The 20,839-nt window shown below is 67.2% G+C and carries 20 protein-coding genes; 9 read left to right on the plus strand and 11 right to left on the minus strand.

The window, feature by feature from the left end; all coding sequences use genetic code 11:
• The first annotated feature begins 64 nt into the window (after positions 1-64).
• Positions 65-1,033 (plus strand): Bug family tripartite tricarboxylate transporter substrate binding protein, encoded by a 969-nt coding sequence (locus AC07ZS_RS18255; RefSeq protein ID WP_494799946.1) that lies wholly within the window; start codon positions 65-67, stop codon positions 1,031-1,033.
• 27 nt (positions 1,034-1,060) lie between these two features.
• Here AC07ZS_RS18255 and AC07ZS_RS18260 read toward each other — a convergent pair whose 3' ends face one another.
• On the minus strand, positions 1,061-1,924 hold the full coding sequence (locus tag AC07ZS_RS18260) for an IclR family transcriptional regulator (RefSeq protein WP_494799947.1): 864 nt from the start codon (positions 1,922-1,924) through the stop codon (positions 1,061-1,063).
• Positions 1,925-2,102: 178 nt separating this feature from the next.
• Between AC07ZS_RS18260 and AC07ZS_RS18265 the strand changes: the two genes are divergently transcribed.
• Genes AC07ZS_RS18265 through AC07ZS_RS18275 form a run of 3 tightly spaced genes read left to right on the plus strand, consistent with a single transcriptional unit; the run spans position 2,103 to position 5,246 of the window.
• On the plus strand, positions 2,103-3,248 hold the full coding sequence (locus tag AC07ZS_RS18265) for an FAD-dependent monooxygenase (protein ID WP_494799948.1): 1,146 nt from the start codon (positions 2,103-2,105) through the stop codon (positions 3,246-3,248).
• Between the two features lie 27 nt (positions 3,249-3,275).
• Positions 3,276-4,241, plus strand: a complete 966-nt coding sequence (locus AC07ZS_RS18270) for a tripartite tricarboxylate transporter substrate binding protein (protein WP_494799949.1) — start codon at positions 3,276-3,278, stop codon at positions 4,239-4,241.
• 12 nt (positions 4,242-4,253) lie between these two features.
• Positions 4,254-5,246: an ABC transporter substrate-binding protein gene (locus tag AC07ZS_RS18275; RefSeq protein ID WP_494799950.1), complete on the plus strand. Its 993-nt coding sequence runs from the start codon at positions 4,254-4,256 to the stop codon at positions 5,244-5,246.
• A gap of 15 nt (positions 5,247-5,261) precedes the next feature.
• Here AC07ZS_RS18275 and AC07ZS_RS18280 read toward each other — a convergent pair whose 3' ends face one another.
• The gene (locus AC07ZS_RS18280) at positions 5,262-7,211 is read right to left on the minus strand and encodes a methyl-accepting chemotaxis protein (protein ID WP_494799951.1); all 1,950 of its coding nucleotides are present in this window, start codon (positions 7,209-7,211) and stop codon (positions 5,262-5,264) included.
• 247 nt (positions 7,212-7,458) lie between these two features.
• On the opposite strand from AC07ZS_RS18280, the gene AC07ZS_RS18285 reads away from it, so the two are divergent.
• A complete protein-coding gene (locus AC07ZS_RS18285; protein ID WP_494799952.1) occupies positions 7,459-9,351 on the plus strand; it encodes a PAS domain-containing hybrid sensor histidine kinase/response regulator in 1,893 nt (630 codons plus the stop codon).
• A gap of 23 nt (positions 9,352-9,374) precedes the next feature.
• Positions 9,375-10,682: a serine hydrolase domain-containing protein gene (locus AC07ZS_RS18290; protein ID WP_494799953.1), complete on the plus strand. Its 1,308-nt coding sequence runs from the start codon at positions 9,375-9,377 to the stop codon at positions 10,680-10,682.
• 20 nt (positions 10,683-10,702) lie between these two features.
• On the opposite strand, the gene AC07ZS_RS18295 is transcribed toward AC07ZS_RS18290, so the two are convergent.
• The 4 genes from AC07ZS_RS18295 to AC07ZS_RS18310 all read right to left on the minus strand — a co-directional run bounded on the left by AC07ZS_RS18295 (position 10,703) and on the right by AC07ZS_RS18310 (position 14,131).
• A complete protein-coding gene (locus AC07ZS_RS18295; protein WP_494799954.1) occupies positions 10,703-11,233 on the minus strand; it encodes a dihydrofolate reductase family protein in 531 nt (176 codons plus the stop codon).
• A 117-nt stretch (positions 11,234-11,350) separates the two neighbouring features.
• Positions 11,351-12,670, minus strand: coding sequence for a serine--tRNA ligase (serS, locus tag AC07ZS_RS18300; protein ID WP_494799955.1), 1,320 nt, complete (start codon positions 12,668-12,670; stop codon positions 11,351-11,353).
• Positions 12,671-12,713: 43 nt separating this feature from the next.
• Entirely contained in the window at positions 12,714-13,685 is a 972-nt protein-coding gene (gene ispH / locus AC07ZS_RS18305; RefSeq protein WP_494799956.1) for a 4-hydroxy-3-methylbut-2-enyl diphosphate reductase, read from the minus strand.
• Positions 13,685-14,131 (minus strand): FKBP-type peptidyl-prolyl cis-trans isomerase, encoded by a 447-nt coding sequence (locus tag AC07ZS_RS18310; RefSeq protein ID WP_494799957.1) that lies wholly within the window; start codon positions 14,129-14,131, stop codon positions 13,685-13,687. Before AC07ZS_RS18310 ends, ispH begins: the two co-directional genes overlap by 1 nt.
• A gap of 101 nt (positions 14,132-14,232) precedes the next feature.
• Between AC07ZS_RS18310 and radC the strand changes: the two genes are divergently transcribed.
• On the plus strand, positions 14,233-14,925 hold the full coding sequence (radC, locus tag AC07ZS_RS18315; protein ID WP_494799958.1) for a RadC family protein: 693 nt from the start codon (positions 14,233-14,235) through the stop codon (positions 14,923-14,925).
• Between the two features lie 62 nt (positions 14,926-14,987).
• Here the strand turns inward: radC and AC07ZS_RS18320 are convergent, their stop codons facing one another.
• From AC07ZS_RS18320 to AC07ZS_RS18335, 4 genes are all read right to left on the minus strand, one after another.
• Positions 14,988-15,500: a hypothetical protein gene (locus AC07ZS_RS18320; RefSeq protein ID WP_494799959.1), complete on the minus strand. Its 513-nt coding sequence runs from the start codon at positions 15,498-15,500 to the stop codon at positions 14,988-14,990.
• 22 nt (positions 15,501-15,522) lie between these two features.
• On the minus strand, positions 15,523-16,467 hold the full coding sequence (gene rarD, locus AC07ZS_RS18325) for an EamA family transporter RarD (protein WP_494799960.1): 945 nt from the start codon (positions 16,465-16,467) through the stop codon (positions 15,523-15,525).
• An 18-nt stretch (positions 16,468-16,485) separates the two neighbouring features.
• On the minus strand, positions 16,486-18,132 hold the full coding sequence (gene asnB / locus AC07ZS_RS18330) for an asparagine synthase B (protein WP_494799961.1): 1,647 nt from the start codon (positions 18,130-18,132) through the stop codon (positions 16,486-16,488).
• 84 nt (positions 18,133-18,216) lie between these two features.
• Positions 18,217-19,176, minus strand: coding sequence for a diiron oxygenase (locus tag AC07ZS_RS18335; protein ID WP_494799962.1), 960 nt, complete (start codon positions 19,174-19,176; stop codon positions 18,217-18,219).
• A 162-nt stretch (positions 19,177-19,338) separates the two neighbouring features.
• Between AC07ZS_RS18335 and AC07ZS_RS18340 the strand changes: the two genes are divergently transcribed.
• Both AC07ZS_RS18340 and AC07ZS_RS18345 read left to right on the plus strand, forming a co-directional pair.
• Positions 19,339-19,983 (plus strand): Smr/MutS family protein, encoded by a 645-nt coding sequence (locus AC07ZS_RS18340; RefSeq protein WP_494799963.1) that lies wholly within the window; start codon positions 19,339-19,341, stop codon positions 19,981-19,983.
• Between the two features lie 42 nt (positions 19,984-20,025).
• Positions 20,026-20,418, plus strand: a complete 393-nt coding sequence (locus AC07ZS_RS18345) for a VOC family protein (RefSeq protein ID WP_494799964.1) — start codon at positions 20,026-20,028, stop codon at positions 20,416-20,418.
• A gap of 3 nt (positions 20,419-20,421) precedes the next feature.
• On the opposite strand, the gene AC07ZS_RS18350 is transcribed toward AC07ZS_RS18345, so the two are convergent.
• Entirely contained in the window at positions 20,422-20,838 is a 417-nt protein-coding gene (locus AC07ZS_RS18350) for a group II truncated hemoglobin (RefSeq protein ID WP_494799965.1), read from the minus strand.
• Position 20,839: the final 1 nt, after the last annotated feature.

Raw genomic sequence — 20,839 nt, forward strand, 5'->3', positions numbered from 1 at the left:
GACACACCACCGACAAGCCACCACAGGGATGTTTTTTTTGTTTGAAGCCAAAGGAACCACGACCATGAACAGGCTCTTGCCCCCACTGCTGCTGACCCTCTGCGCCTTCGCCACCCTGGGCACGGCCACCGCGCAGACCTTCCCCACCAAGCCCATCCGCTGGGTGTCCCCCTGGGCGCCGGCCGGCGGCAACGACGTGCTCTCGCGCGCCATCGGCAACGAGATCGCCCGCACGCTCGGCCAGCCGGTGGTGGTCGACAACAAGCCCGGCGCCTCCGGCACCCTGGGCACGGACATGGTGGCCAAGGCGCCCGCCGACGGCTACACGCTGACCCTGGGCAGCCCGGGCACGCACGCCACGGCGGCCAGCATGGTGCCGGGCCTGCCCTACGACCCGGTGAAGTCCTTCACCCCCATCGTGCTCGTGGGCACCGTGCCCAACGTGCTCGTGGTGCCTCCCTCGGTGCCCGCCAACTCGGTGCGCGAACTGATCGCCCACCTCAAGGCCCACCCGAACAGCTACAACTTCGCGTCGGTCGGCAATGGATCGATGCAGCACCTCGCCGGCGAGCTCTTCAAGCGCATGGCCGGCGTGGAGATCACGCACGTGGCCTACAAGGGCAGCTCACCCGCCCTGCTCGACCTGACCAGCGGCCGCATCGAGATGGCGTTCGAGAGCATGCCCGTGGTGCTGCAGCTGGTCCGCTCGGGCAAGCTCAAGGCCCTGGCCGTGACGACGCCCAAGCGGTCCTCGCTGCTGCCGGACGTGCCCACGGTGGCCGAAGCCGGTCTGCCGGGCTTCGACGTCACCATCTGGTACGGCGTGTTCGGGCCCGCCGGCATGCCGACGGACGTCACCACCAAGCTCAACCAGGCCATCAACACCGCGATCCGAACGCCGGAACTCGGCCAGCGCCTCTCGGACCTGGGCGCCGACGTGGCCGGCGGCTCGCCGCAGGACCTGGGCCGCTACCAGGCCGCAGAGAGCACGCGCTGGACCCGCTTCATCAAGGAAGCCGGCATCACGCCCTGACGCGAGGCACCGGCCCCGGGGACCGGATCACGCCGGCTCGGGGGTGGGCTTCCCGACGAAGCCCAGGCCCCGGGAGATTTCGCTGGCCGCCGCGCACACGGCCGGCAACACCGCGTCTTTCACCACCTCGTCGGTGAACGCGTGCGTCATCGCCGTCGCGTTGATGCCGGCGACGACCTGGCCTGCCGCATCGAACACCGGCGCCGCGATGGAGCGCACGCCCAGGTGGAACTCCTGGTCGTTGAAGACGTAGCCGTCCTGGCGCGCACGCGCCAGCAGGTGCCGGAACGCCACCGGGTCGCTGGTGGAGTTGGGCGTCATGGCGGGGATGGGCCCGGTCCCCAGGATGGCGTCCACGGCCTCGGGAGACAGGTAGGCCAGCAGGATCCGCCCGATCGAGGTCGCGAAAGCCGGCGTGCGGGAACCCACATGGATGTTGATCGCGGTCGGCAGCGGAATCCGCGCGTTGGCCACGTAGACCAGCTCCCCACCGTCCAGCAACCCCATGTGCACCGACGCATTGACCGCGGTCCGCAGCTGGTTGAGCACGGGTTGCGCCAGCTCGATCAGGGACAGCCGGCTGAGGTAGGCGTAGCCGAGCGACATCGTCAGGGACGTCGGTCGGTAGCGCCGGCCCGGCTCCTCCCGGCTGAGGTAGCCCAGCCGCTCCAGCGTCTGCACATACCGGAAGGGTCGGGCGCGGTTCCAGCCGAGGCGCTGGGCGATGTCGGTCAGCGTCAGGCTGCCGTGTTCGGTCTCGAACACCCTCAGCACCGCCAGGCCCTGGGCCAGGGCCTCCACCCAATACGGATTTTTGTCGGTCTCGCCACCGTCCGGCTCGTCGGTGGAGGGCGGTGTCAGCGAGGGCGGGGTCTCGGGAGTGGGGTTCATGGCGGAGGGGCGCAACGCCACCAGGCGGGCTGCCTCGCGTTGCGCAGCGATTCTATGAAATCGACTTTTGGGCCGGCGCTGATCGGCGCCCGCCCCCATCAGGGTTTTCACCTGGTCGGTTTTGGAACGAAAAATTTAACATACAAAACTTGTTTTCGCATTCATAACAATTCAGACCATGACCTCTCATCGCATCGCCATCATTGGCGCGGGCATCGGCGGCCTTTCGGCAGCGCTGGCGCTCAAGCGCCTGAACCTCACCCCGGTGGTTTTCGAGCAGGCGGCCCGGTTCGGGCGCGTGGGCGCGGGCATCAACCTGACGCCCAACGCCGTCCGGGCGCTGGACGGCCTGGGCATCGGCCCGGCGCTGCGGGCCTCGGCCTTCCGGCCCACCCGCCGCATCAGCCGGACCTGGGACAGCGGGGAGGTGACCTCCAGCCTGGAAATGGGCGAAGCCGGCGAGCGCCGGTACGGCGCCCCGCAGCTCACGGTGCACCGCGCCGATCTGCTGTCGGCGCTGGAAGCGGCCGCGTCGGACATCGAGATCCACCTGGGCAGCCGGGTCCGGCGGGTGTCCCAGGGCGACGGCCATGCCACCCTGGAGCTCGACAACGGCCAGACGCACCGGTTCGATGCCATCGTCGGTGCCGACGGCATCCATTCCGCCGTGCGGGAAAACCTGTTTGGCGCCGACCAGCCCACCTTCACCGGTCAGGTGGCTTTCCGCGCCATCGTCGATGCGCAACAGCTCGGCCACCTGGACCTGACGCCGACCACCAAGTGGTGGGGGCCGAACACCGCCAGCCAGGTGTTCACCTTCCTGATCCAGGGCGGGCGCGAGCTGTTCGTGTTCGCCACCGCGCGGGAGGACAGCTGGCGCCACGAGTCCTGGTCGGTCAAGGGAACGCAGCAGGAGCTGCTCGCGGCCTACGCCCAGTTCCACCCCGAGGTGCAGGCCATCCTGGGCCGTTGCGAGGTGGTGCTCAAGACCGCGCTGTACGTGCGCGAGCCCATGGCGCAATGGACGCAGGGCCGCATCACGCTGCTGGGCGATGCCTGCCACCCGATGTTGCCGTTCATGGCCCAGGGCGCGGCCATGGGCATCGAGGATGCGGTGGTCCTGGCGCGCTGCCTGGCCGCCGGGCCGGATGGCGCGGCAGCGCTGCGCACTTATGAAGCGCTGCGCAAGCCGCGCGCCAGCCAGATCCAGGTGGCCTCGGGCAAGAACGACTGGCTGCGCAACGACAACAACGCCGATTGGGTGTACGGCTACGACGCCTGGGCCACACCCCTGGATGGCACCGATCAACCCCGTGCCGCCTGACGCACGTTCTTCGAGAAGGAAGCTCCCATGAAACGACGCCAACTCCTGAGCGGCTCCATGGCCGCCGCCACGCTGGCCCTGGCGCCCGCCGCGCGCGCCCAGACCGCCTTTCCGTCCCGGCCGATCCGGCTGCTTGTGGGCTTCGCGCCGGGCGGTGCCACCGACGCGGCGTTCCGCGTGCTGGCCTCCAATGCCAGCAGCATCCTGGGCCAGCCGGTGGTGGTGGACAACAAGCCGGGGGCGGGCATGGTGATCCCCGCCCAGCTCATGCAGACCGTGCCGGCCGACGGCTACACCATCGCCCAGGTGGCGGTCTCGGTCTTCCGCCAGCACTACCTGACGAAGACCAGCTACGACCCGGTCAAGGACCTGAAGTACATCATCGGCCTGGCCTCCTACCCCTTTGGCCTGGCCGTGCCCGCCAGCTCCGACATCAAGACGCTGGCGGACTACATCGCCTACGCCAAGGCGCACCCGGGCGAAATGACCTACGGAACGCCGGGCACCCTGTCGTCGCCCCATCTGACGATGGAAGACCTCGGCCAGCGCGCCGGCGTCAAGTTCAGCCACATCCCATTCCCGGGCGGCGCCCAGGCGCTCACAGCGGTGCGAGGCGGCCATGTGAAATCGCTCGCCGACGGCCCGAGCTGGGCCAGTCTGGTCGAATCGGGTTCGCTGCGCCTGCTGGCGATGGCGGGCGAGACCCGCAGCCCCCGCTTCCCCAACGTGCCCACCTTGAAGGAACTCGGCTACCCCATCGTGCAGAACGCGCCGTTCGGGCTGGTCGCGCCGGGCGGCACCGACCCCGCCGTGGTCGAGCGCCTGCACAACGCGTTCAAGCAGGCGATGGACCAGGAGAGCTTCCGCGACGCGCTGCGCAAGTACGACATCGACCCCCAGTACATGAGCAGCCAGCAGTTCACGGCCTTCGCCCACGAGATCATGCAGTCGGAACGCCCCATCATCGACCGCATCGGCCTGCAGCGCCCCTGACGAGGAGACACCATGCCGGCCCTTTCCCGCCTCCCCAACCGCCTGACCCGGGTCCTGCTGGCCGTGGCGGCCTGCACGGCGCTCGCGCAACCCGCCGCATCCCAGCAGCCCCTTCAACCCCTGACCTTCGCCCCAGGCGTCGGCACCGTGCCGTCCACCGCCCTGGTGGAGATGGTCACCCGCGAGCAAGGACTGTGGCAGAAGCAGGGGCTGCAGCCCACGACGCCGCCCCCCTTGGGCGGCGGGGACCGCCGCACCTGGAACCCCGAGGAAGAAAACCATTCCGACGTCCGCCTGTACGGCCTGGGCGCGGCCATCAACTACATGAGCAAAGGCGTGGACTTCGTGGTCGTCGCCGACCTGGGCCTGCACGCCGAGTGGCACATGTGGTCCTTGACCGAGCGGCCCATCCAGGCGGCCGACATCCGTGGCAAGCGCATCGCCGTGACCCAGATGTCGGGCACGGACAAGCTCTACGCCGACCTCTTCCTCAAGTCACTGGGGGTGGCATCGAACGAGGTGAGCTTCGTCCCGACAGGGGGACTGCCGCAGAACTACCAGGCCCTCAACCAGCGGCAGGCCGACATCTGGGTGACCACCGAACACGCGGCCGCCCTGATCGACAAGGACAGGCGGCTCGCCAGCGTGGTGAAACTCTCGAGCTTCCTGGGCCGTGACTGGGACCCCTACGTGATCCTTGCCAGACGCGGCACGCTGCAGCGCGATCCGGCCCTGATCCGGCGCGCGGTCGCCGCGCTGCTGGAAGGGGCCCGCGATGTGGCGCAGGCCAGTCCGGAGAAGAACCGCCAACGCCTGATGCAACGCTTCAACGTCGATGCGCCCACGGCGCAACGGCTGCTGGCCACCGTCTCGTTCGAGAACCCCTCCGGACGGATCCGGGTGCCCACCATCGAGAAGATGCGCCGCCACTACATCGAACAAGGGATCATCCAGGCCGACGCCCTCGAACTGGGCAGGATCTACGACGAGGGCGTGCTGCCGTGAGCACGCCCGCGCGGTTCAATCGACCCGGGCGGCCGCGCCGAGCTGGAACACCGACACCGTCCTGACCAGCTCGTCCGCCTGCTGCCGCAGGCTGCTGGCGGCGGCGGACATCTCTTCCACCAGCGCGGCGTTCTGCTGCGTGGTCTGGTCCAGCTGCACCACGGCTTCGCCGACCTGGCTCACGCCCGCGCTCTGTTCACCGCTGGCGGTGCTGATGTCCGACATGAGTCGGGAGACCTTCTGGATCGAGGCAATCAGTTCCTGCATGGTCTGGCCGGCCTCGTTCACGAGCTGGGTGCCGTTGCCCACGCTCTCCACGCTGCTGCCGATCAGCGCCTTGATCTCGCGGGCCGCCTGGGCCGAGCGCGTGGCCAGGTTGCGCACCTCGCCGGCCACGACCGCGAAGCCGCGGCCCTGTTCACCGGCGCGCGCCGCTTCCACCGCCGCATTGAGCGCAAGGATGTTGGTCTGGAACGCGATCCCGTCGATGACGCCGATGATGTCCGCGATCTTGCGCGAACCGGCATCGATGTCGTGCATGGTGTCCACCACCCGCTGCACCGCCGCGCCGCCCTGCTCCGCCAGCGACGTGGCCGAGCGCGCCAGCTGATCGGCCTCGCGCGCGTGTCCCGAGTTCTGGCTCACAGCGGTGCCCAGCTGCTCCATGGAGGCCGCGGTTTCTTCGAGCGCGCTGGCCTGGTTCTCGGTCCGGCTGGAGAGATCCTGGTTGCCCTGGGAGATCTCCGCGCTGGCCGTGGCCACCGCCTCGGCGCCGCGCCGCACGCGGCCGACCACACCGGCCAGGTCCTTCTGCATCACGGCCAGCTGGGCCATCAGGCTTTCCGTGTCCCCGGCCCGCACGGGCACCGGTTGACCCAGGTCGCCGCGTGCCACGCGGGCGCTGACGGCCACCGCTTCGGCCGGCTCGCCGCCCAGCGGGCGCAGCACGAGGCGCTGCAGGGCCCACAGCAGGCCGAGCGACACCAGCACGATGGACACCGCACCGAGAATCGCGGCGGTGACGTTGAGCTGGCGCACCTCGGCGAGGATGCGGTCCTGCGGCACGGTGGCCGCAAAGGCCCACGATGAGTTGTCCTTGCCCACCTGGATCGGGACGTAGACGCTGGTCACTTCGGTGCCCAGGCCTTCGTGCTGGTAGCGCACGCGCTGCGGGCGGTTCTCGCTCAGCGCATTGCGCATGGCCTCCAGTTCGGCGGGCTTCTTCAAAACCTGCCCCACATGGGCCGCGTCGCGGTCTCCGACGTACACGGCGCCGTTCGACAGCAGGCTGGCGTAGCCGGTGTCGTAGATGCGGATCGCCTGCACCTTTTCCTGCAGGCTGGACAGCGGCAGGTCGATGCCCGCCACGCCCACGAACTGGCCGTTGACCACGATCGGCACCGAGGTCGTGGTCAACAAGACCTCTTTGCCCCCGACCGTGTACTTGTAGGGCTCGATCAGCGTTTCCTTGCCGGTGCGCTTGGGTTGCTGGTAGTAGTCGCCCGGGCCGGGCTTGTCGTAGTCCACCAGCGGCTCCACCATCGGCGAACCCGAGCCCCGGTTCCAGTAGGGGATGTAGCGGCCCGTGGCGTCGTGGCCGGGCTTGTCCACGTACTCGGCGTCGCGGCCGTCAAAGGCATTGGGTTCCCAGGCCACCCAGACCCCCAGGAAATGGGGCGAGCCTTCCAGCACGTTGCGGATCAGCGCGTCGGCCTCGATGCGGTCGGCCTGCCCGGTGCTTTTCAGACCGCCCAGCGCCTGCGCCAGGGTGCGCGCGGCCGTCATGGTGGCGTTCAGCTCGGCCCCGACCTGGGCCGCGTTGCGGGTCGCCAGTTCCTCGGCGTACATGAGGGCGGTGCTTTCCTGCAGCTGGCCGGCCTGCCGCGTCAGGGAAACGACGGTGACGGCAAACCCGAGCAACACGACGCCGACGACCAGCAACAACAACTTGGTGCGCAGGCTCATGGATGCCAGAGACGCGCCTGTGGGGAGGGAATGGGGATGGGTCACGCGGCTTCTTCTTTCTTCGTCCAGTGGAAGTGAATGCCTGACAGGGCCCGAGGACGGGCAAGGTCAGACGACCTGCAAAACGATGAATTTCCCACGCCGGCGAATCCGGAAGGCCGCGAACAGCGGGGGAAAGCCGGGGCAATTCCACGGCGGCGTAGACTGTGAGCCGTCGTCTCCCTTCCATCTTCTGGAGCGAACTCCCGTGAGCCCCTCCGACCCGCCCGAACCGTCGAGCGCCACCGACCGCTTCCAGCTGCTGGTGGAGGCCGTCCAGGACTACGGCATCTTCATGCTCGATCCGTCGGGCCACGTGATGTCCTGGAACGCCGGCGCCGAACGCATCAAGGGCTACCGTGCCGACGAAGTCATCGGCCGGCATTTTTCGATGTTCTATCCGGAGGCGGCCCGCGCCAGCAGATGGCCCGACCACGAACTGCAGCTGGCCGCCGCGGTCGGCAAGTACGAAGAAGAAGGCTGGCGGATCCGCAAGGACGGCACCCCGTTCTGGGCCAACGTGGTCATCACCGCGCTGCGCGATGCCCGCGGCACCCTCACCGGCTTCGGCAAGGTCACGCGGGACCTGACCGAACGGCGCGCCCACGAGGAGGCCTTGCAACAAAGCGAGGAGCGGTTTCGCCTGCTGATCGAGGGCGTGCGCGACTACGCCATCTACATGCTCGACCCCACCGGCATCATCCAGAGCTGGAACGGCGGGGCCGAAATCATCAAAGGCTATGCGGCCAGCGAGGTGATCGGCAAGCACTACAGCCTGTTCTTCCGCCAGGAAGACGTGCAGGCCGGTCTGCCCGTCCGGGAACTCAGGGACGCCCTGGCCCATGGCCGGACCGAGGAAGAGGGTTGGCGCGTGCGCAAGGACGGCTCGACCTTCTGGGCCAACATCATCGTCACGCCGATCCATGGCGCCGACGGCCGCTTGCTCGGTTTCGCCAAGGTCACGCGCGACATGAGCGAACGCAGCAAGCAGCGCGAACTGGAGCACTCGTTGAAGCGCATGAACGAGTTTCTCGCGATGCTCGCCCACGAACTGCGCAACCCGCTGGCGCCCATCCGCAACGCCGTGTCGATTCTGCAGATGGAATCCACGCCCAGCCCCACGCTGCGCAGCAGCCGCGACATGATCGACCGGCAGCTGACCCAGCTCACGCGGCTGATCGACGACCTGCTGGATGCCGGGCGCCTGACCAGCGGCAAGATCCGCATCAAGCCCGAACGGGTGTCGTTCCACCGGGTGGCGGCACGGGCCATCGAATCGGTGCGGCCGGCGATGGACGTCCGGTCCCAGGCTTTCGACCTCGACCTGCCGCTGACCGAGATCTGGGTGAACGCCGACGAGATCCGCCTCGCCCAGGTGCTGCAGAACCTGCTGGGCAACGCCTCGAAGTTCACCCCCATCGGCGGCACCATCAAACTGAGTGCCCGCGTGAACGGCGCGCGACTGAGGGTGGAGGTGACCGACAACGGCGAAGGCATCTCGGCGGCGGCGATCCACGACATCTTCGCCCTCTTCTCCCAGGGCGACGGTGTGGCCGCGTCACGGCAATCCGGCCTGGGCATCGGGCTGGCGCTGGCGCGCTCCATCGTGGAAATGCATGGCGGCAGCATCGCCGCCGCCAGCCCGGGCCCGGGTCAGGGCAGCGTCTTTCATTTCGAACTGCCCGGGGCCTCCATGGACACCGCGGTGGCGCCAACCGAGACGCCCTGGACGCTGGTGGTGGACGACAACCGCGATGCGGCCGACAGCCTCGCGGACATCCTGCGCCTGCTGGGGTTCCGCGTGCGCACCGCGTACGACGGCGACACGGCGCTCGAAGCGGCCCGGCAGGACACCCCCCGCCTGGTGTTTCTCGACATCGGTATGCCGGACAAGAGCGGAGCGCAGACCCTGCGGGAACTGCGTGCTCTGCCCGGCAGCGACACCCTCTTCGCCACCGCGGTCACGGGCTACGGTGTCGAAGACGAGAAAGCGGGGCGCGCCGACTTCGACGGCTTCGATGCGCGCCTGCAGAAACCGGTCGGGCTGCGCGACCTGAAAGAAGTCCTGGCTCGCGCCCGCCTGACCAGCCCCCCAACATGACCCCCTGTTCACACGGGAGCACCATGAAATCCGCTCTGCTGCCATTCGCACTCGTGCTGGGCGCGGCCACCGCCGCTTCCGCCCAGACCCCGCCGCCGGATGCCACGGCCAGCGACCCCGCCCGGCTGGGCTGGATGGTGGGCGCCCCGCCCCCGCCGGAGCGCCAGCTGCGCTTCGACGACGGCAGCTACTTCCAGTTTCCCGCGATGCGCTGGAGCGTGTCGAACTTCCGCCAGCTGATGCCCACGGTGAACGTCTCCCGCGGCGTGGGCGCGCCCACACCCCTGCCGCGCGCGCTTCGGCCGGGCATCGATGCCGTGCGCTTCACGCCGCTGGGCACCACCTCCACCATGACCTGGGCCGAATCGCTGGCGGCCAACTACACCGACGGCATCCTGGTGCTGCACCGGGGCCGCGTCGTCTACGAGCGCTACTTCGGGGTGTTGAACGCGCAGGGGCAGCACGGCGCCATGTCGGTCACCAAGTCCGTCACCGGCACCCTGGGCGCGATGCTGGTGGCCGAAGGCCGGCTGGACGCGGACAAGCGGGTCGCGGACTACGTGCCCGAGCTGGCGCGATCGGCCTTCGGCAACGCCACCGTGCGGCAGGTGCTCGACATGACCACCGGCCTCAAGTACAGCGAAGACTACGCCGACCCCAATGCGGAGGTCTGGGCCTTCTCGCAGGCCGGCAACCCGCTGCCCAAGCCGAAGGACTACACCGGCCCGCGCAGCTATTACGAGTACCTGCAGACCGTGCAGCCCGAGGGCCGGCACGGTGCCGCCTTTGCCTACAAGACCGTCAACTCCGACGCCCTGGGCTGGATCATCGCGCGCGTCACCGGGCGCAACGTGGCCGAGCTGCTGTCCGAGCGCATCTGGAGCCGGCTGGGCGCGGAACAGGACGCCTACCTGACGGTGGACGCCACCGGCACCCCCTTCGCCGGCGGTGGCCTCAACACCGGCCTGCGCGATCTCGCCCGCTTTGGCGAGATGCTGCGCCAGAACGGCCGCTTCAACGGCCAGCAGATCGTCCCCAAGGCCGTGGTGGACGACATCCGGCGCGGCGGCAGCCGCGAGGCCTTCGCTCAGGCCGGCTACAGCCTGCTGCCGGGCTGGAGCTACCGCAACATGTGGTGGGTCACCCACCAGCCCGACAGCGCCTTCATGGCGCGCGGCGTGCACGGCCAGCGCATCTACGTGAACCCGCAGGCCGGCGTGGTGATCGTGCGCTACGCCTCGCACCCGGTGGCGAGCAATTCCGCCAACGACCCGACCACGCTGCCGGCCTTCGACGCGGTGGCGCAGCACCTCATGCGCCAGCCGCGCTGACACCGGCCATCCTCACGAACTCAGGCCGGCACGTAGGTCAACCGAAGCACGTCCTCGCCCATCGGCTCGTGGCTCACCAGGCGCAGCGGCGGCCGGGGCCCGGCGAAATAGGGCTGGCCCTGCCCCAGCACCACGGGGTGCAGGTAGATCCGGTACTCGTCGATCAGGCCCAGCTCGGTGAGGCGCTTCGCCAGGTTCGGACCGGCCACTTCGATCTCGCCGTCGTGCCCGGCCTTCAGCGAGCGGATCGCACCCTCGAGGTCATCCCCCACCAGCGTGGCATTGGGGCCGACCGACTTCAGGGTACGCGAGACCACCCACTTCGGCTGCCGGCGCCACGCCGCCGCGAAGGCGCGTTCCTCGGCGTCCCATTCCGGGTGCTCGTCGTCCCAGTAGCGCATGATCTCGTACATCACGCGACCATAGACGCTGCCCGTCTGCCCCTGGGCCTGCTCGATGAAGTGACGAAAGAGCGCGGGGCCGGGCGCGAAACCCGTGTGGTCGACATAGCCGTCGAGGGACTGGTTCATGCCGAACACGAGCTTGGCCATGGCGTTTCCTTTCTGGAGCAAAGGGGCCGCCGCCAACAGGGGCGCCCCACCCTCACGACGAACGGGCCAGGGCGCTTTCGACATCCGGGGAGCGGCCAGCACCCACCGGGTGTCCGGTCACTGGGGCGTGAGCCGCTCCAGACCGCCCAGGTAAGGCCGCAGCACCTCGGGCACGGTCACGCTGCCGTCGGCGTTCTGGAAGTTTTCCAGCACCGCCACCAGCGTGCGGCCCACCGCCAGACCCGAGCCGTTGAGCGTGTGCACGAGCTCGTTCTTGCCCTGCGCGTTCTTGAAGCGCGCCTGCAGGCGCCGCGCCTGGAAGGCCTCGCAGTTGGACACCGAGCTGATCTCGCGGTAGGTGCCCTGCGCGGGCACCCACACCTCCAGGTCGTGCGTGCGGGTCGAGCCGAAGCCCATGTCGCCGGTGCACAGCACGATCACGCGGTAAGGCAGGCCCAGCTTCTGCAGCACGGCCTCGGCGTGGCCGGTCATCGCGTCCAGCGCCTCGTAGCTCTTCTCGGGGTGCACGATCTGCACCATCTCGACCTTGTCGAACTGGTGCTGGCGGATCATGCCGCGCGTGTCGCGCCCGGCGCTGCCCGCTTCGGAGCGGAAGCAGGGCGTGTGCGCGGTCAGGCGGATCGGCAGCTCGGCCTCGACCAGCACCGTGTCGCGCACGGTGTTGGTCAGCGTGATTTCACTGGTGGAGATGAGGTAGAGCGCCTGCGTGTCCGGCACTTCCTCGCCTTCCTGGCCACCCTTCTTCACGGCGAACATGTCGCCCTCGAACTTGGGCAACTGCCCGGTGCCCAGCAGCGTCTCGGCGTTGACGATGTAGGGCGTGTAGCACTCCGTGTAGCCGTGCTCCTGCGTCTGCACGTCCAGCATGAACTGCGCGAGCGCGCGGTGCAACCGGGCGATGGGGCCGCGCATGAAGGTGAAGCGCGAGCCCGCGAGCTTGGTGCCGGTCTCGAAGTCCAGCCCGAGCTTTTCGCCGATGTCGACGTGGTCGCGCAGCTCGAAGTCGAACGTGCGGGGCGTGCCCCAGCGGCGCAGCTCCACGTTGCCGTTTTCGTCGTCGCCCACCGGCACGCTCTCGTGCGGCAGGTTGGGCACGGCCCGCAACAGGTTCTGCAGCTCGGCCTGGATCACATCCAGCCGCGCGGTCGACGCATCGAGTTCGGCCTTGAGCGCCGTCACCTGAGCCATGGCCGCCTCGGCCTCGGCGTGCAGGCCCTTGCCCTTGAGCATGCCGATCTGCTTGGACAGCGCGTTGCGCCGGCTCTGCAAGTCCTCGGTGTGGGTCTGCAGCGCCTTGCGCTCGGACTCCAGCGCCTGGTAGGCGGGCACATCCAGGTAGGGCTGGGGCTGCTTGCGGGTCTGCAGGCGCGCCACGACCCCGTCGAGGTCTTTTCTCAGTTGAACGATGTCTAGCATGCGGCGATTGTAGTTTTGCGCCCCGGCCGGGCGCGGCGCGCGTTCAGCGCAGGTGTTCCAGCGGCTTGGTGTCTTCGCCGTCGATCTTCAGGCCCTTGGGCAGCGGGAACTTGATGGTCTCGGTCAGCCCGTCCATCGTGCGCACCGAGATCGCGCCCAGCGCCTTGATGCGCTCGATCACCTGGCGCACCAGGATCTCGGGCGCCGAGGCGCCCGCCGTGAGGCCCACGCGGCTTTTGCCTTCGAACCATTCGGCCTGGATCTCGTCGGCGTTGTCCACCATGTGGCTGGGCGTGCCCAGCTTCACCGCCAGCTCGCGCAGGCGGTTGCTGTTGGAGCTGGTGGGGCTGCCCACCACGATCACGATGTCCACCTGCGGGCTCAGCAGCTTGACCGCGTCCTGCCGGTTCTGCGTGGCGTAGCAGATGTCCTGCTGCTTGGGCTCGCGCACGCTGGGAAAGCGCGCCTTCACGGCGTCGAGGATCTCCGCCGCGTCGTCCACCGAGAGGGTGGTCTGCGTGACCACGGCAAGCTTCTCGGTCTGCGCGGGCGCGGCGAGGGCCACGTCGGCCACGTCTTCCACGAGGTGGATGCCACTGTCGAGCTGGCCCATGGTGCCTTCCACCTCGGGGTGGCCCTTGTGGCCGATCATGATGAATTCGTAGCCCTCGCGGTGCAGCTTGGCCACCTCCACATGCACCTTGGTCACCAGGGGGCAGGTGGCGTCGAAGATCTGGAAGCCGCGTTGTTTCGCCTCGTCCTGGATCGCCTTGCTCACGCCGTGCGCCGAAAACACCAGTGTGGCGCCGGGCGGCACGTCGGACAGCTCCTCGATGAAGATCGCGCCCTTGGACTTGAGGTCGTTGACCACGTAGGTGTTGTGCACAATCTCGTGGCGCACATAGATCGGCCGGCCGAACTTGGCCAGCGCGCGCTCGACGATCTCGATGGCGCGGTCCACCCCGGCGCAGAAGCCCCGGGGTTCGGCCATGATGATTTCGGGTGAATCGCCCATCACAGCACCCCGATCAGTTGCACTTCGAAGCGCACCGGCTGACCCGCCAGCGGGTGGTTGAAATCGAACAGCACCGCGCCGTCCTCGCGCACCTGCACCGCCGCACCGGCGTAGCTGCCCAGGCCGTCGGGCGTGGGGAACTGCACCACGTCGCCCGCCGCGTACTGCTCGTGCGGGTCGCCCAGCTCGTTGAGCAGCTTGCGCGCCACCCACTGCACCATGTCCGGCTGGCGCTCGCCGAAGGCCTCGCCGGCGGCGAGCTCGATCACCGTGCGCGTGCCCTCTTCCAGCCCGATCAGGCGCTGCTCGATCGCGGGCGACAGCTCGCCCGCACCGAGGCTGAGCGTCGCGGGCTTGCCCTCGAAGGTGTCGATGATCACCTGTCCCTGCGGTCCGGACATGCGGTAGTGCAGGGTCAGGAAGGAACCTTCTTGGACTTGGGGCATAGGGCGTGGGGTTATATCAGTCAAAAGTATGCAAAATGGACAGCTGGGAGCCGACACAGCCCTCTATTGTAAAAACCCCATCCCATCAGGAAGGACCGCCCATGAATGACCTGTCAATCACTGGCGTCAAGCAATGGCCGCGCGACTCGCGCCCCCGCGAAAAACTGCTTGAGCGAGGGGCCGGCGCTCTGAGCGATGGCGAGTTGCTTGCCCTGCTGCTGCGCACCGGCATCGCCGGCAAGAACGTGCTCAAACTCGCCGAGGAGCTGCTGGAGCGCTTCGGTGGTGTCAGCGGCCTGCTCCATACCGGGGCCGACGCCCTCAAGCAGATCAAGGGGCTCGGCCCCGCCAAGCGCACCGTGGTGATCGCCGTGCTGGAACTGGCCCGGCGTGCATTGGCCGAAAGGCTGGAGGAAAAAGCCGTCTTTGAGAGCCCGAGCGCGGTGCGCGACTACCTGCAGCTGCACCTGGGCGCGCGGCCGCACGAGGTGTTCGCCGTGATGTACCTCGACAACCAGAACCGCCTGATCGCCATGGAAGAACTCTTTCGCGGCACCCTGGCACAGGCGGCGGTGTACCCGCGAGAGATCGTGGTGCGCGCCCTGCATTTCCACGCGGCGGCCGTGGTACTGGCGCACAACCACCCCAGCGGCAACGCCGAACCCTCACTCGCCGACGTCGAGCTCACCCGCACCGTGCTCACGGCCCTGGCCCTGGTGGATGTGCGCGTGCTCGACCATTTCGTGGTCACACGGGAGAAGGCGGTTTCCATGGCCCAGGAAGGCTTGATCTAGTTGTTGGGTCTCGGGAGGTTGTGCATGACCGCATGCGGCCGATGGGCGGCTGGGGTTGTGCCCTAATGGGCGCTGGCCGCGTAACGCGTCCAGGCGCTGAACACGCCCGCGGCAGTGCGCTGAGCATCGTCCCCACATAGCCGCAGCCCCTGCAAGACCCGGCCGAGGTCGGCCGTGCCGAGGTCGCCCAAGTTGCCTTGCACCAGCGCCTGGCGCGCCCAAAAGCGCTGCGGCGCGACCGGCTCCAGCAAGGAACAACGCAGTGACACGTGCAGGTAGCCCGCGAAGGCCGTGAGCGGCGCGGGAGACGGCCACAGGCCGGGTGGCACTCGGGCGCTCACCGTCCACACGATCAGCACCTGCGACACCCGCTCGGGCACGTCGCCCTCGAAGAAGCCCAGCATCAGGTGACCGTCCCGCCATTCGAGCACGGGCGCCACCAGAGCGGTGCCCAGCACGTCCCCCGAGGCATGGATGATCGACGCCATGGGCGAGGCAGCAGTTAACAAACGGACCAGCGAGACATACGCCTCACGTACCCCGCCGCCATCGTCCAGGCCGTTGGGCAGGTTCATCGGAGCCACGAACCAGGGTGGCTCACCGCACACGCTGCACCCCTGGCGGCAGTGATGCACGGGCGCTGTGCATGCGGTGGATCGTCCTCACGGTGTAGATGCCCACACCCGTCCACACCAGCAGGAACATGATGAGGGAGTGCCGCGAGAAAGGCTCGGCGAACCAGAACACGGCCAGCAGAAAATTGCAGGTAGGTGAGATGTACTGGAGAAAACTCATAGGCACGGTGGGAAGGTTTCGCGTGGCCACCGTGTACCACCACATGGGCAACACGTTGATCACTCCGAGCATGAACAACAGAACGTTGTCGGTCAGGCTGGTGGTCCGGAAGGACTGTAAGGAACCCTGTTGTACGTAGTGCGCGAAGATGAGCATCGCCGCCGGCAGTAAGGCCAGCAACTCGAGGGCGACCGAAACCTGCGCATCAAAGTTGACGTTGGCCCGCTTGTAGACCGTGTAACCCGCGTAGCACAGGCCGAGGCCGATGGCCAAGAACGGAAAGCTGCCTTGGGTAGCGATGGCGTAGTACCCGATGCCCGCAAAAGAAACCAGCACCGATGCCGCCGACCAGCGGTCGATGCGCTCCCGCAGGAACACCATGCCCATCACCACGGTGAAGATGGGCCCTAGATAGTATCCAAGACCTGCTTCCAGCACGCGGTTGTTAGTCACGCAGTACATGTAGAGAAACCACCAGACGGCCAAGATGGCCGCGCAGACGGCCACCACAGGCAGCTTGGTGACGTCTCTAACGAGTTGCCGGAACTGCGCGCCCTTGCGATAGACGAAGAACAGCAGGGGCATCAGAAACACGATGGACCACAGGATTCGGTTAGCCAGTAACTCATAAGTATGGACATGGGATAGCGGCCGGTACCACAAGGGGTATGTGCCCCATATGAGGGAGGCACCGACGCCGGCATGGATACCCAGGCCGATATTCTGCTGTTCGTTCGGGGCTTGCATGGCGTTTCCCTCCAAGTCTCAGTGGGCCGCCATGGCACTGGCGTGGATACCGATCACCGCACGACCCGAAGGATCGTCGATCAACTGCCCCCCCAGCCAGGCACTGGCTGCCTCGGTGGCGTTGCCTGCCGACTTGCCGCCAGGCGCGCAAAACACCGCCGATCGGTGCGGAAAGAGCTCCTCGAAGATGGATCGGTACAGGTAGGCCTCCTTGGACCCAGGGGTGTTGTGGGGAAAGCGGTGCCCCGCCGCTTGCAGCGCGCGATCTGTCACTGCCTGCGCGGCCATGGCCTTCAAGCCATCGATCCATTCATAACCGACACCATCGGACGATTGCTCCTTCTGACGCCATGCGATGCTGGGCGGCAGGTAGTCGGCGAAGGTCTCGCGCAGGATGTGTTTCTCTATCCTGCCGTCACCGCACATCTTGAAGCGGGGGTCGATGCGCATCGCCACGTCAAGGAACTGTCGGTCTAGGAAGGGCACCCTGGGCTCCACGCCCCAGGACAGCAGGGTCTTGCTGACCCTCAGGCAATCGTAGAGATGCATCATCGACAGCTTCCGAAGGCACTCCTCGTGAAGCTCGCGAGGACCCGGTGCCTTGTGGAAGTACAGATAGCCCCCGAAGGCCTCATCGGATCCGTCACCGGTGAGCACGACCTTCACGCCATTGCCGCGAATCTTCCTCGCCAGCATCTGCATCGGCGTCGACGCCCTGACCGTCGTCACGTCGTACGACTCAATGTGCCAGATGGTCTTCCGGATGGCGTCGAAACCTTCTTCGATCATGTACACGTGCTCGAAGTGGCGGGTGCCGAGAAAGGCGGCCATCTCACGCGCGGCGGCTAGGTCGGGCGATCCCTCCAGGCCGATGGAGAAGGAGCATAGGTCCGATGCCCGGCCACCGGCTTGAACGTACTTGCGGACCGCGATGCTGGACACCAGCGACGAATCGAGCCCCCCCGACAGCAACAAGCCGAAAGACACATCGGACATCATGTGCGACTCGACCGACTCCTCCAGCGCCTCGCGCAGGGCCGCGACTTCGCTCGACCAGCCGCGCACGCCCTCGAAGTTCTGCCAGTCCCGTTCGTAGTACTGAACAGGCGCCGGCGATGCACTACTCAGGTAGTGCCCGGGCGGAAGGATCTCAATGCGCTCGCAGACGCCCACCAAGGCTTTCATCTCTGAAGCCACGTACAGGGCGCCACTGGCGTCATGGCCGTAGTAGAGGGAGAGGATGCCCATGTGATCCCGGCCGATCAGATAGGTCCCGGTGCGTTGGTCCAGGATGGCGAAGGCGAACATGCCCCGCAGGCGCTGCAGGCAGGCCACGCCTTCTTCCATGTACGCAGCCAGGATGGCCTCGCAGTCCGACGCTGTTGCGAAAGGGTACTGCGCGAACGTCTGACGGACCTCGTGGTGGTTGTAGATCTCGCCGTTGGCCACGAGCGCGACCGATTGGTCCTGGCTGTAGAGAGGCTGGCCACCGGTAAACACATCGACGATCGATATGCGGTTGTGCACCAGGACGCCGCTCGGACATGAGAAGACGCCGTGCGAGTCGGGCCCGCGGTGGATCATGAGATTGGACTGATCCACCGCGATCCGCCGCGCCTCCTGCTCGGAAACTGCGGGATTAAAAATGCCAAAAATTGAACACATGCCTCGGTTCTCCTCGAACACAGTTGGGGGTTAACGCAAACGGAAAGTGGTGGCGCGTAAAGCGCACGCCTGATCAGCGGGGGCTCAGGCAAGCGATGGAGCGCGCGCCTCGAGAAGGTCGGATCTCGCCAGCCCCAGCTCAGACACCAAGTCCGCCACGCCCTCGAAGTCGCCATCACCGTGCAGTTCGGTGCATTGCGGCGGACGCAGGCCCTCACTATCGGGGAGGCCTCGGTAGAGCTGATCCAGCACATCAGCCCACAGGCGCGTTTCCCGGCTGGTGAAGGCGGATTGGGCTTCGTAGAGCGAACGCACGAACAAGGCTTTCTCATCCGTGCTGCAGTCCTGAACGACCGGCCGCACCAGCATCGGGAACAGGCGCTTGTGACACACCTCATCGGCCTTATGCAGTGCGACGGCGGTGCGGAACAGGGGCTGGATCTCGTCGGCCTCGCTCAAAAGCGATAGGTAGTCGCTGATGAAGATCTCCGACACCGTCGCGTAGGCCAGGCGCACGAGAGCGAAGCGGCGGGGATCCGCGATCGCCCGCTGCTGCGCGTCCAGCCGCAAGGTGAGATCGAACGCGGGCATGCGCACGTCGATGCCCCGAAAGGACGAGGTCATCCGGCACAACTCGGCCGCCACGAGCGTGTGGAAGCCTTCATCGGTGACGGTCTCTGCGACCGCGCTCAACTCGCGATCCGACAGTCGGTGAGACGTGCTCAGCTGCATTAGGTCGAGGCAGGCAGGAATGATGATCTGCGTCTCGATCGAGATCGTCTTGTGGTTGTAGACCAGCCAAGCCGCCGACAGGCACGCGGACTGAAGGTGCTGCGGACATTGATGAAAGGCAGGGTCATCCCGGAAGGGCAGCAGCGCAGTCACGAAGTCAGGCACCTCAGGATCGAGGGCCGGCTCCCAAGCCCATGGCCGTCGCACTGTCGCTCGCGCGTACCAGCTGTCGACGAATCGCGCCATCAAGGCGTCTGAAGTCTTGTCGTACGCAGCCCCGCCATAGCGGAGATACCGGGAACCTGATGTCAAGAAGCACCTCGCCTTTCATTTTTTAAAGTACCACTTTATAAATCATATTTTCCAGAATCTTGGTATCAAATAAAATATTTATTACTACATTTAAAAGAAGCATCCACGCAAACCGATGGATACGGAAGCTCCCTGAAAGACGACAGCCTTGGAACCTCCACAATGGCGGACATGAAGGCGACCACCCTCGGCGAACTCAAGGCCATCCGCAACGCGCTGGCCGAGTGCAGCGCGCGCGAAACCGCCGAGCGCGAGGCCGAGCGCCTGGCCACGGCCCGGCGCGAACGCGAGCACCGGCTGTTCGAGCTCGCGGTCGGCCCGGTGCGGCCGATCGCGCACCCGGGCCGCATCGAGCCGCGCCCGGTGCCGGTGGACCCGTTGCCCCTGCAGCGCCAGCGAGACGAGGCCTCGGTGATGCGTGAGGCCCTGTCGGACGAGTTCGACGTCGAGACCCTGCTGCACACCGATGAGCTGCTGAGCTACCGCCGGCCGGGCCTGGGGCCGGAGATCGTGCGCAAGCTGCGCGAAGGCCGCTGGAGCATCCAGCGCCAGATCGACCTGCACGGCCTGCGCACCGACGAAGCCCGTGAAGCCCTGGGCCGTTTCATCCGTGAAGCCCACCTCGCCGGCCTGCGCTGCGTGCGCGTGGTGCACGGCAAGGGCCTGGGTTCACCCGGGCGCACCCCGGTGCTGAAGAACCGCGTGCTGCGCTGGCTGGTGCAGAAAAAGGAAGTGATCGCCTTCGTGCAGGCGCGCCCGGCCGAAGGGGGTGCGGGCGCGCTGGTGGTGCTGTTGCGCTCGGGCTGACGCGGGTCCATACTGCATGTCCGCTGTTGGAAAGGACTGCATATGCTGAACAACGCTGCAGTGACCACCATGCTCCCCGTCATCGACATGGCGCGGGCCCGCCAGTTCTACGAGGGACGGCTCGGGCTGACGCCCGGCGGCACCCGGCCGGACGGCAAGTTCGTGTACCAGGTGGGCGGCACCACCCTGGCGCTGTTTCCCAAACCCGAAGGCACGAAGGCCGAGCACACGGCGATCAGCTTCCAGGTGGCGGACATCGTCGCCACCATCGGCGGACTCAAGCAGGCCGGCGTGGTGTTCGAGGACTACGACTTCCCGGACTTCAAGACTGTGAACCACGTGTGCGTGCTCGGTGCCGAGAAGGCCGCGTGGTTCAAGGACACCGAAGGCAACTACCTCTGCCTGCACGAGGACATCCCGCAGGCAGCGAGGTGAAGCCTAGCCCGGCGAGTTCCGCATCCAGTCGGCGGTCTGGAAGAAGCTGGTCTTGAGCCGCTCGCGCAGCGCCGCGTCCACGCCAGTCTCGCCCATCGCCTGGTCCATGCAGGCCAGCCACTGGTCGCGCTCGATGATGCCGATGGCAAACGGCATGTGCCGCATGCGCAGGCGCGGGTGGCCGAACTGCTCGGTGTAGTGCTGCGGGCCACCGAGCCAGCCGCAGAGGAACCAGAACAGTTTCTGCCGCGCGCTCTCCAGCGTGCTGCCGTGAGCCGCGCGCAGTTCGCGGTAACGCGGCTCGATGTCCATCAGGTCGTAGAAGCGGTCGACCAGCGCGCGCACCCGGTCTTCGCCGCCGATCCAGTCGAACGGCGTGGCGTGCTGCGTGGGTTCCTGGGGTTGAATGAGATCGCTCATG

The sequence above is a fragment of the Hydrogenophaga sp. GW456-12-10-14-TSB4 genome, assembly GCF_059424305.1.